The sequence below is a fragment of the Nocardia suismassiliense genome, from assembly GCF_900269665.1.
In the GTDB taxonomy this organism is placed as follows: domain Bacteria; phylum Actinomycetota; class Actinomycetes; order Mycobacteriales; family Mycobacteriaceae; genus Nocardia; species Nocardia suismassiliense.
Map to the genome: position 1 here is coordinate 462,721 of NZ_LT985361.1, position 15,192 is coordinate 477,912.

Here is a 15,192-nt window from a genome sequence, read left to right on the forward strand (position 1 = left end):
TTGAAGGCAGAGGCATGATGCAACTTCCTGGCCACAGGTCACCTGGACCCGTCGGGCTCTACGACCCGGCGAACGAACACGACGCCTGCGGTGTCGCGTTCGTCGTCGACATGCACGGCCGCCGCAGCCGCGACATCGTCGACAAGGCTATTACGGCTCTGTTGAACCTGGAGCACCGTGGTGCCGCAGGCGCCGAACCCAACAGTGGTGACGGCGCGGGCATCCTGATCCAGGTCCCGGACCGGTTCTTCCGCGCCATCGTGGACTTCGAGTTGCCGCCGGAGGGCTCCTACGCCACCGGTATCGCCTTCCTGCCGCAGGCCAGGCGCGAGGCCGCGCGTGCCGCCTACGGCGTGGAGAAGATCGTCAAGGAAGAGGGCCTCGAGGTTCTCGGCTGGCGCGAGGTGCCGATCGACGAGTCGTCGCTCGGTGCGCTGGCGCGCGACGCCATGCCGACCTTCCGGCAGGTCTTCATCGGCTCCCCGCGTGGTGCGGCCGAGCAGCTGTCCGGGATGGACCTGGAGCGCCGGGCCTACGTCGTCCGCAAGCGGGTCGAGCACGAGCTCGGCAAGTCGGGCCCCGGCGAGGGCTCGGTCGGCAAGGAGTCGGTGTACTTCCCGAGCCTGTCCGGCCAGACCTTCGTCTACAAGGGCATGTTCACCACGCCGCAGCTGCGCGCCTTCTACCTGGACCTGCAGGACGGCCGGGTGGAGTCCGCCCTCGGCATCGTGCACTCGCGCTTCTCCACCAACACCTTCCCGTCCTGGCCGCTGGCGCACCCGTTCCGCCGCGTCGCGCACAACGGCGAGATCAACACCGTCACCGGCAACGAGAACTGGATGCGGGCGCGCGAGGCGCTGCTGCGTTCGGACATCTTCGGCACCGACTCGGCGGGCAACAACCGGCTGGAGAAGATCTTCCCGGTCTGTACCCCGGGGGCGAGCGATACCGCGCGCTTCGACGAGGTCCTGGAACTGCTGCACCTCGGCGGCCGCAGCTTGCCCCATGCGGTGCTGATGATGATCCCCGAGGCGTGGGAACGCAACGACACCATGGATCAGCGCCGCCGCGCGTTCTACGAGTACCACTCGATGCTGATGGAGCCGTGGGACGGCCCGGCGTCGGTGTGCTTCTCCGACGGCACCGTGGTCGGCGCCGTGCTCGACCGTAACGGCCTGCGCCCCAGCCGCATCTGGATCACCGACGACGGCCTCGTGGTGATGGCGTCGGAGGTCGGCGTGCTCGACATCGACCCGTCCAAGGTGGTCCGCAAGGTCCGACTACAACCCGGCCGCATGTTCCTGGTCGATACCTCGCTGGGCCGCATCGTCGGCGACGACGAGCTGAAGACCGATCTTGCGGCCGAGCACCCGTACCAGGAATGGCTGGACGCGGGTGTGACCAAGCTCGAGGACCTGCCCGACCGCCCGCACGTGCACATGTCGCACGACCGGGTGCTGATCCGCCAGCAGATCTTCGGATACACCAACGAAGAACTGAACCTGCTGATCTCGCCGATGGCCAAGACCGGTGGCGAGGCGCTCGGCTCGATGGGCACCGACACCCCGATCGCGGTGCTGTCGTCGCGGCCCCGGCTGCTGTTCGACTACTTCTCCCAGCTGTTCGCGCAGGTCACCAACCCGCCGCTGGACGCGATCCGCGAAGAGGTGGTGACCAGCCTGCGCCGGGCCATCGGCCCGGAGGCCGATCTGATGCACCCCGGCCCGGAGTCGTGCAAGCAGATCGCGATCGAATCGCCGATCATCGACAACGACCAGCTGGCCAAGCTGGTGCACATCAACGACGACGGCTCCCAGCCCGAGCTGCGTTCGGTGATCGTGCGCGGCCTGTACCCGGTGGCCAAGGGCGGCAAGGGTCTGCGCAAGGCGCTCAAGGCCATCAACACCCAGGTGTCGGCCGCCATCGACGGCGGCGCCCGGATCGTCGTGCTCTCCGACCGCGAGTCCAACGAGAAGCTGGCGCCGATCCCGTCGCTGCTGCTGACCGCGTCGGTGCACCACCACCTGGTGCGCGAGCGCACCCGCACCATGGTCGGTCTCGTCGTCGAGGCCGGTGACGCCCGCGAGGTGCACCACATGGCGATGCTGGTCGGCTTCGGCGCGGCCGCGATCAACCCGTACATGGCCTTCGAGACCATCGAGGACATGCTCGAGCGCGGCGCGCTCGAAATGCCCGGCAGCACCGGCGATCACGCGGCGGACTTCCGCAAGGCGGTCGCCAACTACAACAAGGCCGCCAGCAAGGGCGTGCTGAAGGTGATGTCCAAGATGGGCATCTCGACGCTGGCCTCCTACACCGGCGCGCAGCTGTTCCAGGTGATCGGCCTGTCCCAGGACCTGGCCGACGAGTACTTCACCGGCCTGCGCTCGCACCTGGACGGCATCGGCCTCGAGGACATCGCGGCCGACGTCGCCGAGCGGCACCGGCTCGCGTTCCTGGAGAACCGCAACGAGCGCGCGCACCGCGAGCTCGAGGTGGGCGGCGAGTACCAGTGGCGGCGCGAGGGTGAGTACCACCTGTTCAACCCGGACACCGTGTTCAAGCTGCAGCACGCCACCCGCACCGGTCAGTACTCCATCTTCAAGGAGTACACCAAGATGGTCGACGACCAGACCGAGCGGCTGGCCTCGCTGCGTGGCCTGTTCAAGTTCAAGAAGGAGCGCGCGTCGATCTCGATCGACGAGGTCGAGCCGGCGTCGGAGATCGTGAAGCGCTTCTCCACCGGCGCGATGAGCTACGGCTCCATCTCGGCCGAGGCGCACGAGACCCTCGCCATCGCGATGAACCGGCTCGGCGGCCGGTCGAACTCGGGTGAGGGCGGCGAATCGCCGGCCCGCTTCGAGCCGGAGGAGAACGGCGACTGGCGGCGCAGCGCGATCAAGCAGGTGGCCTCCGGCCGCTTCGGCGTGACCGCGCACTACCTGACCAACTGCACCGACATCCAGATCAAGATGGCGCAGGGCGCGAAGCCCGGTGAGGGCGGCCAGCTTCCGGCGCACAAGGTGTACCCATGGGTCGCCGAGGTGCGGCACTCGACACCGGGTGTCGGCCTGATCTCGCCGCCGCCGCACCACGACATCTACTCGATCGAGGATCTGGCGCAGCTGATCCACGACCTGAAGAACGCGAACCCGCAGGCGCGGATTCACGTGAAACTTGTTGCGGAGCCCGGCGTCGGCACCGTCGCGGCCGGTGTGTCCAAGGCGCACGCGGACGTGGTGCTGATCTCCGGCCACGACGGCGGCACCGGTGCCTCGCCGCTCACCTCGCTCAAGCACGCGGGCGGTCCGTGGGAGCTCGGCCTGGCCGAGACCCAGCAGACGTTGCTGCTCAACGGACTTCGCGATCGCATCGTCGTGCAGGTGGACGGTCAGATGAAGACCGGCCGCGACGTGATGATCGCCGCGCTGCTCGGCGCCGAGGAATACGGTTTCGCCACTGCGCCTTTGGTGGTCTCGGGCTGCATCATGATGCGGGTCTGCCACCTCGACACCTGCCCTGTGGGTGTAGCGACGCAGAACCCGGTGCTGCGCGAACGTTTCACCGGCAAGCCGGAATTCGTCGAGAACTTCATGCTGTTCATCGCCGAGGAGGTCCGGGAACTGCTGGCGCAGTTGGGCTTCCGCACGCTGGACGAGGCCATCGGCCGGGTCGACCTGCTCGACACCGCCAAGGCCAAGCAGCACTGGAAGGCCAGCAAGCTGGACCTGTCGCCGATCCTCGACAATGTCGAGACCGCGTTCATGTACCAGGACCGGCGCTGCACCAAGACCCAGGACCACGGCCTGGACAAGGCGCTGGATCAGCAGCTGATCACGCAGAGCCGCGACGCGCTCGAGCGTGGCCAGGCGGTGAAGTTCGAAACCAAGATCACGAACGTGAACCGCACCGTCGGCACCATGCTCGGCCACGAGGTGACCAAGCTCTACGGTGGCGCCGGCCTGCCCGACGACACCATCGACATCACCTTCACCGGCTCGGCGGGCAACAGCTTCGGCGCCTTCGTGCCCGCGGGCATCACGCTGCGGGTGCAGGGCGACGCGAACGACTATGTCGGCAAGGGACTCTCCGGCGGCCACCTGGTGGTGCGCCCGTCGCTGAACGCGCCTGCCGAGTTCGTGGCGGAGGAGAACATCATCGCGGGCAACGTGATCCTGTTCGGCGCCACCAACGGCAAGGCGTTCATCCGCGGTGTGGTCGGCGAGCGCTTCGCCGTCCGTAACTCGGGTGCCCTCGCGGTGGTCGAGGGTGTCGGCGACCACGGTCTGGAGTACATGACCGGCGGCCGGGTGGTCATCCTCGGTGAGACCGGGCGCAACTTCGGCGCCGGTATGTCCGGCGGTGTCGCGTTCGTCTACAACCCGAACGGCACCTTCGAGTCCAGGCTCAACCCCGAGCAGGCCGACGCCGTCGAGCAGCTCTCCGGTGACGACTTCACCTGGCTGCGCGACATCATCACCCAGCACCGCGATCAGACGGGTTCCGCTGTCGCCGAACGCATTCTGGGCGACTGGTCGCAGCAGGTGAACCACTTCGTGAAGCTGATGCCGCGCGAATACAAGAAGGTACTGCTGGCCATCTCCGAGGCGGAGAAGGCGGGCAAGGACGTCGACGAGGCGATCATGGAGGCGGCCCGTGGCTGACACGCGACGCATTCAACAGCTGAGTCCGATGTTCCTAGGCAAGATTACGGAGGCCGAACGTGGCTGACGCACAAGGATTTTTGAAGCACACGCACCGGGAGCTACCGACCCGCCGACCGGTCGAGCTGCGCTTGATGGACTGGAAAGAGGTCTACGAGCAGGGGTATCCGAAGCAGACCCTGCAGCGGCAGGCCAGCCGGTGCATGGACTGCGGTATTCCGTTCTGCCACAACGGCTGCCCGCTGGGCAACCTGATCCCCGAGTGGAACGACCTGGTCTACAAGGGGCAGTGGCGCGAAGGCATCGACCGGCTGCACGCCACCAACAACTTCCCGGAGTTCACCGGGCGGCTGTGCCCGGCGCCGTGTGAGGCGTCCTGTGTGCTCGGCATCAACCAGGACCCGGTGACCATCAAGCAGGTCGAGGTCGATCTCATCGAGAACGCCTTCGACGAGGGCTGGGTGGCCCCGGTCTACCCGACTCGGTTGACCGGCAAGCGCGTCGCCGTCGTCGGTTCCGGCCCCGCCGGCCTGGCGGCCGCACAGCAGCTCACCCGCGCCGGCCACACCGTGACCGTGTTCGAGCGGGCCGACCGCATCGGCGGGCTGCTGCGCTACGGCATCCCGGAATTCAAGATGGAGAAGCGCTTCATCGACCGCAGGCTCGCGCAGATGGAGGCCGAGGGCACCATCTTCAAGACCGGCGTGAACGTCGGGGTGGACATCACCGCCGAGCAGCTGCGTGAAACCTACGACGCGGTCGTGCTCTCCGGTGGCGCCACCCTCGCGCGTGACCTGCCGATCCCCGGGCGTGAGCTCGACGGCATCCACCAGGCCATGGAGTTCCTGCCGTGGGCCAACAAGGTGCAGCTCGGCGACGACGTCACCGACGAAGACGGCCTGCCGCCCATTCACGCGCGCGGCAAGAAGGTCATCATCATCGGCGGCGGTGACACCGGCGCCGACTGCCTCGGCACCTCGCACCGGCAGGGCGCGGCCAGCGTCCACCAGTTCGAGATCATGCCGCGCCCGCCGGAGGAGCGCGCCGCGTCCACGCCATGGCCGACCTACCCGCTCATGTACCGGGTGTCCTCGGCGCACGAAGAAGGCGGCGAGCGGGTGTTCTCGGTGAACACCGAGCGTTTCATCGGCGAAGACGGCAAGGTCACCGGCCTGCAGGCGCACGAGGTCAGCATGGTCAACGGCCGCTTCGAGAAGGTCGACGGCACCGACTTCACCCTCGACGCCGACCTCGTCCTGCTCGCCATGGGCTTCACCGGCCCCGAGAAGCCGGGCCTGCTCGAAGATCTCGGCGTCGGCTACGACCAGCGCGGCAACGTGCAGCGGGACAAGAACTGGGCGACCAACATCCCCGGCGTCTTCGTCGCCGGCGACATGGGCCGCGGCCAATCCCTCATCGTCTGGGCCATCGCCGAAGGCCGCGCCGCGGCCGCCGCGGTGGACCGCTTCCTGGAAGGTGAGACGGCGCTGCCCGCCCCCATCACCCCCACCATGGTCGCCCAGCGATGACCTGAACCCCTCTCTTACCGGAGCGGAAAAGGCGCCTGTGGACAGCAATGTCCACAGGCGCCTTTGTTCTTGGCTGCCCAAATAACAAGGGGCTGACGGCAATCCGGTTCGACGCTCAACTACCCCAGCGCATAAGGACTTTCGCGACGAACGGGACGTAGCAGATTTGGGCATTCGACGAAAATTCGAACAAGGCCGGGGTTTCGGATGGCGCCGGCGAGCTGGTACCTCTATTGTGATCCCGTCGTGCTGCTGATCTTGGGATGTGGGCTGTGGTCGTAGCCGACACGTCGGTGGGTGGCTTGTGTTAACCCAGCGTGCACTGAAACGTCATCCGTCGGGTTCAGCATTGGGGCGCAACTTGTCGAGGACGCACTCGCGAGAGGCATGGTTTTGGACTGGAGCGGTATGCAGTTGAAGAAGGTTGTCGCGGCTCTCGGTGCTTCCGCGACGGTGTTGTCCGGCATGGTGTTCGGCGCCGGTGCCGCGAGCGCGGCGCCTGGCTGCCCGAGCCTGTACGTGGTGGCGATCCCGGGTACCTGGGAGACCGGCAAAGACAAGACGCCGAAGCCGGGCATGCTGGCCGGGGTCACCAACAATCTGCCCCGTTCGGCGGAGGTCGACTACGTGACCTATGCCGCGACCGCGTTCCCATGGGAGGGCGAGGTCTACGGCAACTCGAAGAAGGAAGCCGTCGACACCGCGCGCGGCCTCATCTCCGACATGGCGAAGTCGTGCGGCGCCACGAAGATCGCGCTCGTCGGCTACAGCCAGGGCGCCGACGCCGCCGGTGATCTGGCGGCCGAGATCGGCACCGGACTCAGTGTGGTCGCGCCGGAGCGGATCGCGGGCGTCGGCCTGATCTCCGACCCGCGCCGTTCCCCGAACGACATTCAGGTCGGCGCCCCGGCGCCCGGCGCGGGTGCCGGTGGCGCCAGGGTCGGCGGCTTCGGCTGGATCAGCGACCGCACCCGCAGCATCTGCGCGGTGAGCGACCTGTACTGCGCGACCGCACCCGACGACTTCGTCACCCGGTTCGCCGGCTTCCTGGCGCAGGCCTCGGACGCGAACCCGGCCAACATGTGGCGCTACCAGATCGAAGCCGGCAACATCATGAACGACCTGTTCGCGCATGGTGGCGTGCCGACCCTGCAGGCGCAGCTGACCGAGTCGGCGAACGAGCAGCGGGCCAAGGACCTGGAGCGCTTCTACAAGTCGCAGGCGCACACCCTGTACGGCAGCTACCCGGTCGGCGGCGGCCAGACCGCCGTGTCCTGGATGCACAACTGGATTGCGGGCATGGCCTAGCTCCACCGCGTACCGAAACGAAGGCCCACCTCCGGCAAGGAGGTGGGCCTTCGTCGTATGGACTAGCGGGACAAGGGATCAGCTGCTGCCCGCGGAACCGGTCGACGGTCGACCGTCCTTGAAGAAGATCCGCGGACCGGGCTCGTCCTTCCGGTGGATGCGCGGTCCGTCACCGCGCTCGCGATACTCCACCCGCGGGCCGTCATGTCCTTGGCCGCCGGGCAGCTCCAGGCCGCCGTGCGGATGCGCACTGATATCGGTGCCGTCAGCCGGGGTCAGCTGAATCGCCGCCGGATCGGGTGCCTGCGCCGAAGCTGTCGCGGCCAGCGCGCCGGCCGGTAACGCGATCAACGCTCCCGCCACGGCAATTCGGGTGAGGCGGCGTCTCGATGTACTGGAGAGCAACACGGGAATCCTTTCTCTGGAACCGTGCGCTACTGAGGGTGGTAGCGCACCCGTCCCATAGAAGGTTCCGTCGCTGGGACGGCGGTGCGATGTCCCTGCCAATCGTCTGTGAGTGCCGCTCAGGCTTTGATATTGCGCGGCAACAGATCCCAGACGTGCCCGTTCTCATTGATCGTCGCCGCGGTCCGGCGCCCGGTGCGGGAGAACAGGATTCGGGTGATCGAGCAGTAGTCGATCGGGAACGTCAGCGGCCGTTCCAAGCCGAGGATCTCCTGGAGCAGCACGTTGATCACGCCACCGTGCGTGAAGGCGACCACCGTGCCTGCCGGGTCGGTGCTCGCGGCGATCTCGGTGACGGCGTCGAGCACCCGGGACTTGAACGCCTTGCCGTCGATCTGATGCGGCAGGTGCCCCGCTTTGATCCGTTCGTAGACCTCGCGGAACTCGACCTTGGCATCCTCGATCGGAATGTAGGCGGGCAGATCGCGATCGTATTCGGCGAGATCATCGATGAGGTCGAGGCCGGCGCCGAGCTTCGCCGCGGTCGGTGCCGCGGTCTCGCGCGCCCGGCGCTGGGGGCTGCTCACCACCCGAGTGATCCGGTGCTGGCTCAACGCGGCGGGCACCCGCTCGGCCTGCTCGAGCCCGACGGGCGCGAGCTCGGGATCGGCGGGACCGGCCGAGTTCATGATCCGGACCGGTTGGGCATGGCGAACGAGGATCAACTGCACACGCCCACTCTGCCGTATCGGAGGCCGCGCCTCGATACGGGCGCGACACGGTGTCGCGTCAGCGACCGGTGCACTCCCGCGGCAGTTCGAACAGGGTGGTGAACTGCTCGGCGGCGGCCGCGTCGCCGGTTACCTGCGTGACGCCCGCGGTGATCGTCTCGGCCATCGAGTGCCCGTCGTAGACGACCGCGACGAAGGCCGCGACGCTGGTGTGGATGGCGGTCGCCGCGGTGCCGCTCGCACCGCGGGTGATGGTGAGCGTGCCGTCGTCGACCACCGCGTGGAATTCGTCGGTGTTCGCATCGGGTCCGGTGAAGTGCAGGTCGAAGTCGGCCCGTAGGCCGGCCGCCCGATCCGCCTGGAAATGCGTGCGCAGCGAGACGACGAGGGCGTCGGTGCTCACCTCCGAGCAGCGGTAGGTGCTGGGTGTGCGCGCACCCCAGTGACTGAGCGCGAGGATCACCGTGTCCAGTTCCTTGCCCCAGTCGGTGAGGTCGTAGACCGCGGCACTGACCGGCGGCGGCAGCTTGCGCTTGTGCACCACGCCCGCCTGGACCAGCTCGTCGAGCCGCTGGGACAGCACGTTCGGGCTGATCGTCGGCAGCCCGGCCCGCAGATCGGTGAATCGTTTGGGGCCGAGCAGCAGTTCGCGCACCACCAGCAGGGTCCATCGTTCACCGACCAGGTCGAGTGCGCGGGCCGCGCCGCACGCGTCGTGGTAGCTGCGCTTGTTGCGGTGCTCAGGAGCAGCAGTCATGGAATACAGCATATCAGCAGATACTGCAATCGAATTAGGTAGTTGTTTTTTAGGACTAACCACTGCTAGCGTCGCATCATAACGATCTTCGGGTGGAAGGCAACGCTGGTGGTTGACGTAAGAGAACGGACACGCGAGGCGGCGGACCGCGGTCGCTGGCTCGCGCTGTATGTGCTGTGCGGCGGCATGCTGATGATCGTGCTGGACGCCACGATCGTGAACGTCGCGCTAGCCGACATCCAGCAGGACCTCGGGTTCACCTCGGCCGGGCTGGCCTGGGTGGTGAACGGCTACCTGATCTCGTTCGGTGGCCTGCTGATGCTGGCGGGCCGGCTCGGCGACCTGATCGGTCGCCGCACCATGTTCCTGTCCGGCCTGGTGGTCTTCACCGTGGCCTCGGTGCTGTGCGGGCTGGCCGTCAACGAGGTCACCCTGATCGCGGCCCGGTTCCTGCAGGGCATCGGCGGCGCGATGACCTCCGCGGTGATCCTCGGCATGATCTTCGCAATGTTCCCGGACCCGAGGGAGCAGGCGAAGGCGATTGGTCGCTACGCGTTCGTCGCGTCGGCCGGTGGCGCGATCGGCCTGCTGCTCGGCGGCCTGCTCACCGCGCTGGACTGGCGGCTGATCTTCCTGGTCAATCTGCCGATCGGCATTCTGGTCGGGCTCGCCGCGATGAAGATCCTGGACAAGGATCAGGGCGCGGGCCTGAAGGACGGCGCGGATGTGCCCGGCGCCGTGCTGATCACGGCGGCGCTGATGCTCGGCGTCTACACCATCGTCAAGCCCGCCGCCGAGTACGGCTGGACCGACCCGGTCACCCTGGGCCTCGGGGTGGCGTCGCTGGCGCTGCTCGCCGGGTTCGTCGCGCGGGAGGCGACGGCGAAGACCCCGCTGATGCCGCTAACGATCTTCCGGTCCCGGAACCTGTCCGGCGCCAACGCGATTCAGGTGGTCACCGTGGCGGGCATGTTCGGCATGTTCTTCCTCGGCTCGCTGTACCTGAAGCAGGTGCTGGGCTACGAGCCGCTGCAACTGGGCCTGGCGTTCTTCCCGGTCGCCGCGATCATGGGCCTGCTCTCGGTGCGTTACTCCGAGGGCCTGGTGATGCGGTTCGGTGCGCGCAAGGTGCTGATCCCGGGTCTGTCGCTGATCCTCGCCGCGCTGCTCTGGCTGACCCAGGCACCCGTCGACGGCAACTACTGGCTGCACATCTTCGGCCCGATGGTGCTGTTCGGAACCGGTGCGGGCCTTGCCTTCCCGGCGCTGATGAACCTGGCGATGTCCGGGGTGGCGCCGGAGGAAGCGGGGCTGGCCTCCGGACTGGCCAACACCACCATGCAGGTAGGTGGCGCGCTCGGGCTCGCCGTGCTGGCCACCCTGTCGGCCAGCAAGACGACCGACCTGTTGGCGGCGGGCACCCCGGTGAGCGAGGCGCTGACCAGCGGCTTCCAGCTCGCCTTCTGGATCGGCGCGGCGTTGGTCGTCGCCGCGCTGCTGGCCGCGGTGCTCGTGCTGAAGTCGGTGCCCGCCACCGCGCACGGCGTCGACCTGGACGACGAGCTGTTGCTCGAGGCGGAAGTGGCGTCCGAGCGCACCGTCCTCTGAGCAACAGGCTGAACAAGCAATGGCCCGGTTCGTTATGCGAGCCGGGCCATTTCGGTCAAGGAGTGTAAGGCGGTTGCTGCTGCCCGTACGGGGGCTGCTCGCCGTAGGGCGGCTGGTTCGGCGGTTGCTGGTTGGGCCCCTTCTTCCGCCGCCGCATCAGGTAGACGCCTGCGATGATCGCCGCGACGACCAGCAGGCAGCAGAGCCCGCCGATGATCAGCCCGCCGCTGCTCCTGCGTTTCTTCTTGGCCGCGAGGTCCAGCGCCGAGTTCCAGACGTCCGGGCTCGCCCACACGCTCGTATCCACCAAGCTCATATTGGTCAGCAGGTCAACATACATTCAGAACCCCATCTCGTGTATCGGTCTCCTCCCGGGCCGAATACCACTCACCGCACGCCCGAACCACCGGCCGGTCAACCCGAGTATTCGGCCGCCCGGACCGAATAACCCAGGGTAGCTGTCCGATTCATCCGGAGTGGACCCTTCGCGAACCTTGCCTCGGCTCAGCGCGGTTTCACCAACGGGAACGGCAGCGTCTCGCGGATGCTGCGCCCGGTGATCAGCATGACCACCCGGTCCACGCCCATGCCGAGCCCGCCGGTCGGCGGCATCGCGTGCTCGAGCGCCTGCAGGAAGTCCTCGTCGAGCTCCATCGCCTCCGGGTCGCCGTTGGCCGCGAGCATCGACTGCTCGGTGAGCCTGCGGCGCTGCTCGATCGGGTCGGTGAGTTCGCTGTAGGCGGTACCGAGTTCGACCCCCCAGGCGACCAGGTCCCAGCGCTCGGTGACCCCCGGAATCGAGCGGTGCGCGCGGGTCAGCGGAGACACCGAGGTGGGGAAGTTGATGTAGAAAGTCGGTTCCTCGGTATGGGATTCGACCAGATGCTCATACATCTCCAGCACCACCTGGCCCTCGTCCCAGCCGTGCTGGTAGGGCACCTCGGCCTTGTCGCACAGTTCGCGCAGCTGGTCCAGGCCGGTGTCCGGGGTGATCTCGGTGCCGATGGCCTCGGACACCGCGCCGTGCACCGTCTTCACCGCCCACTCACCCGAGATGTCCACCGGCTCGTAGGAGCCGTCGTCCTGCGGCCGCAACGCCACCATCGCACCGTTCGCGGCGAGCGCGGCGTCCTGGATGAGCTGGCGGCAGGCGTGCATCATGCGCTCGTAGTCGCTGTGCGCCTCGTACGCCTCGAGAATGGTGAACTCGGGGTTGTGGCTGAAGTCGACGCCCTCGTTGCGGAAGGTCCGGCCGATCTCGAAGACCTTCTCCATGCCGCCGACGCAGAGCCGCTTCAGGTACAGCTCGGGAGCGATCCGCAGGTACAAGTCCAGGTCGTAGGCGTTGATGTGAGTGAGGAACGGGGTGGCGTTGGCGCCACCGTGCACCTGCTGCAGGATCGGCGTCTCCACTTCGAGATAACCCCAGGCGTTCAACGAGTCACGCAGCGAGCGGACCACCGCGCTGCGTTTGGCGAGCACCTCCCTGGTCTCGGCGTTGATCGCCATGTCGACGTAGCGCTGCCGCACTTTCGCCTCGGGGTCGGACAGGCCTTTCCACTTGTCCGGCAACGGATGCAGGCACTTGCCGAGCATGCGCCAGTCCGCCGCGAGCAGCGACAGTTCGCCGCGGCGGCTGCGCCCGATCTGACCGCTGACCTCGATCAGGTCGCCGAGGTCGAAGAATTCGGTGAACTCGGCGCTGCGCTCGGCGCCGACCCGGTCGCGGTCGATCACCAGCTGGATGTCGTCGGTCCAGTCCCGGACCCCGGCGAAGATCACGCCGCCGTAGTCGCGGATGCGCAGCAGCCTGCCGCAGACCCGGACCGTGGTGCCGCGCGGCGACTGCCTGGCCTTGGCGACGGTGTGTGTCGGCGGGTAGGCGACCGGGTAGGCCTCGACGCCGGACGCGGTGAGCCGGTCCAGCTTGTCCATCCGCACCCGCACCTGCTCGGGGCGGCGCGGCAGCTGCTCCTTGCCCTCGACGTGATCGATGTCGGGCGGGCTGCCGTCGGCGTGCAGGCCGGTCATGGTGGCGGGCACTGCGCTGTGTATACCGGTGTGCGCGACCGTATCCGGCTCCTTGCCGAAGCGCGGCAGGAAACCCTCGGCGAGCGCACTGGCCACCGCGACCCTGGGCAGTTGCCTGCGCTCCTCGAACAGGAAAAACCTTGGTACCCAATGCGGCTGGTACTTCACGTTGGAGCGGTACAGCGCCTCCAGCTGCCACCAGCGCGAAAAGAACAGCAGCACACCGCGCCACAGCCGCAGCACCGGTCCGGCGCCGATCCGGCCGCCCTCCTCGAACACCGAGCGGAACACCGCGAAATTCAGCGAGACCTTGGTGATGCCCTGCTGTTCGGAGTTCAGCGCGAGCTGCGAAATCATCAGCTCCATCACGCCGTTCGGGCCATTCGGGTCCCGGCGCATCAACTCCAGCGAGACACCGGTGCGGCCCCACGGCACCAGCGACAGCATGCCGAGCACCCGATCCTGACCGTTCACCGCCTCGACGAGCAGGCAGTCCCCGTCCAGCGGATCGCCGAGCCTGCCGAGTGCCATCGAGAAGCCGCGCTCGGTCTCGGTGTCGCGCCAGGCGTCCGCGCGGGCGATCACCTGCCGGAACTCCTCGGCCGGAATGTCGCGGTGCCGCCGGATCCGCACGGTGATGCCGTGCTTGCGCAGGCGGTTCGCGGCCTGACGGACCGGCTTCATCTCCGGGCCCGCGAGGGAGAACGTCCTGGTGTCCAGGATGGCCTCGTCACCGAGCCGGATCGCGGAGAGCCCGGCCCGCCGGTAGGAGGTCGCGCCGAGTTCGCTGGCGCCCATCACCGCGGGTGCCCAGCCGAATTGGTCGGCCAGCCGCAGCCAGGCATCGATGGCCTGCGGCCAAGCCTCGCGGATGCCGATCGGGTCGCCGCTGGCGAGGCAGACGCCCAGTTCCACCCGGTAGGTGACCGCCGCCTTGCCGCTGGGCGCGAACACCACCGCCTTGTCGCGGCGGGTCGCGAAGTAACCGAGCGAGTCCTCCAGATCGGAACGTTCCAGCAGGCCGCGGATGGCCGACTCGTCGGTGCCGGTCATCGCGTTCGCCGCGCGCTGCGAGCGCAGCAGGATGAGCACCGCGGCCAGCAGCGCGATCGCGCCGAACAGGCCGAGCAGGAAGTTGACGAACGGGCGCGGGTGACCGTCGAAGTGTTCGTTGTCCACCAGCACCGCGGCGGTCACCCGATAGATCGCCCAGCCGGGCCGCTGCGCGCCGCTCGGCAGCGAACCGGGGAACAACTCGACCAGACCCCAGCCGAGCAGCGAGCCGACCGTCAGGCCGCCGGCGAGCACCCCCAGCGCCTTCAAACCCGCGCCGCGGCGCACTCTCGTGTAGAACTCGCGCCAGGCCGCGATCAGCACGCCGATCACCGCCAGGTGCACGATCATCGCCACCAGCGCGTCGATATTGCCGGTGTCCGCGAAATCCAAGCCGTCGGCCAGCGCGTACAGCGCCAGATAACCGAGCAGCAACCACCAGGCGATCCGTTTCCGGCTGGCCAGCGCGCCCGCGAGCAGGCCGACGATCAGCGCCCACATCAGGTTGGTGTCGGGGGCGTCGAAGTAGTAGTTGTCGATGTAGCGACGCGGTACCTGGGTCAGGAAACGCAGGCCGGGCGAGAGGCTCCAGAGGAAGCACGCCACCGCGAAAACCCCGAGCACCAGGCCCGCGATATGCGGTACCTCGGCCAGTCGTCCATGTCCCCGATGCGGCACGGGCGGGGTCGGTCTATCCGCGGGCGGTTCGATCAGGTGTTGCCGGGCTTGCGTGGTGGTCACTGAACCAGTGTGTACGGTGCCGCCGTTTCGGTGCTCGAAGACCACCCGGGCATGTCGGTTCTCGGCGCGTCGCACACGCGTGTCAGCAACGCGCATCGGGGGCTGGCGTTTGCTGATTCCGGAGGCAAGGTAAGGATGTACCTCATGTCAGAACCAGTCGATGTACCGATCGATGACGACGTCATTCGGCTCGGTCAGTTCCTGAAACTGGCCAACCTGATCGAATCCGGCTCGGAGGCCAAGACGGTGATCGCGTCCGGTCTGGTGCGGGTGAACGACGAGGTGGAGCTGCGCCGCGGCCGGCAACTACAGATCGGCGACGTCGTCACCCTGGCCGGTCATCAGGCGAGAGTTTCAGTCTGAGA

At 67.7% G+C, this 15,192-nt stretch carries 10 protein-coding genes; 5 read left to right on the top strand and 5 right to left on the bottom strand.

The features are described from left to right. The first annotated feature begins 14 nt into the window (after positions 1 to 14). From gltB to DBO33_RS02110, 3 genes are all read left to right on the top strand, one after another. Positions 15 to 4,664, top strand: a complete 4,650-nt coding sequence (gltB, locus tag DBO33_RS02100) for a glutamate synthase large subunit (protein ID WP_107653538.1) — start codon at positions 15 to 17, stop codon at positions 4,662 to 4,664. A 59-nt stretch (positions 4,665 to 4,723) separates the two neighbouring features. Then, positions 4,724 to 6,193 carry a glutamate synthase subunit beta gene (locus DBO33_RS02105; RefSeq protein ID WP_107653539.1) on the top strand — a complete coding sequence of 490 codons (1,470 nt, stop codon included), beginning with the start codon at positions 4,724 to 4,726 and terminating at the stop codon, positions 6,191 to 6,193. A 408-nt stretch (positions 6,194 to 6,601) separates the two neighbouring features. Next, positions 6,602 to 7,501, top strand: coding sequence for a cutinase family protein (locus tag DBO33_RS02110; RefSeq protein ID WP_199856512.1), 900 nt, complete (start codon positions 6,602 to 6,604; stop codon positions 7,499 to 7,501). Positions 7,502 to 7,579: 78 nt separating this feature from the next. Here DBO33_RS02110 and DBO33_RS02115 read toward each other — a convergent pair whose 3' ends face one another. The 3 genes from DBO33_RS02115 to DBO33_RS02125 all read right to left on the bottom strand — a co-directional run bounded on the left by DBO33_RS02115 (position 7,580) and on the right by DBO33_RS02125 (position 9,394). Continuing rightward, entirely contained in the window at positions 7,580 to 7,909 is a 330-nt protein-coding gene (locus tag DBO33_RS02115; RefSeq protein WP_159080099.1) for a hypothetical protein, read from the bottom strand. 116 nt (positions 7,910 to 8,025) lie between these two features. After that, positions 8,026 to 8,637, bottom strand: coding sequence for a histidine phosphatase family protein (locus DBO33_RS02120; RefSeq protein ID WP_107653542.1), 612 nt, complete (start codon positions 8,635 to 8,637; stop codon positions 8,026 to 8,028). A gap of 58 nt (positions 8,638 to 8,695) precedes the next feature. Beyond that, complete coding sequence (locus tag DBO33_RS02125; RefSeq protein WP_107659884.1) at positions 8,696 to 9,394, bottom strand: winged helix-turn-helix transcriptional regulator; 699 nt, start codon at positions 9,392 to 9,394, stop codon at positions 8,696 to 8,698. A gap of 108 nt (positions 9,395 to 9,502) precedes the next feature. Between DBO33_RS02125 and DBO33_RS02130 the strand changes: the two genes are divergently transcribed. Next, entirely contained in the window at positions 9,503 to 11,002 is a 1,500-nt protein-coding gene (locus tag DBO33_RS02130; protein WP_234390652.1) for an MFS transporter, read from the top strand. Positions 11,003 to 11,057: 55 nt separating this feature from the next. Here the strand turns inward: DBO33_RS02130 and DBO33_RS02135 are convergent, their stop codons facing one another. Both DBO33_RS02135 and lysX read right to left on the bottom strand, forming a co-directional pair. Beyond that, on the bottom strand, positions 11,058 to 11,342 hold the full coding sequence (locus tag DBO33_RS02135; RefSeq protein WP_107653543.1) for a hypothetical protein: 285 nt from the start codon (positions 11,340 to 11,342) through the stop codon (positions 11,058 to 11,060). Positions 11,343 to 11,506: 164 nt separating this feature from the next. Then, positions 11,507 to 14,827, bottom strand: coding sequence for a bifunctional lysylphosphatidylglycerol synthetase/lysine--tRNA ligase LysX (gene lysX / locus DBO33_RS02140; protein ID WP_107653544.1), 3,321 nt, complete (start codon positions 14,825 to 14,827; stop codon positions 11,507 to 11,509). A 144-nt stretch (positions 14,828 to 14,971) separates the two neighbouring features. Here lysX and DBO33_RS02145 point away from each other — a divergent pair, with 144 nt between their 5' ends. After that, on the top strand, positions 14,972 to 15,190 hold the full coding sequence (locus DBO33_RS02145) for an RNA-binding S4 domain-containing protein (RefSeq protein ID WP_107659886.1): 219 nt from the start codon (positions 14,972 to 14,974) through the stop codon (positions 15,188 to 15,190). Positions 15,191 to 15,192: the final 2 nt, after the last annotated feature.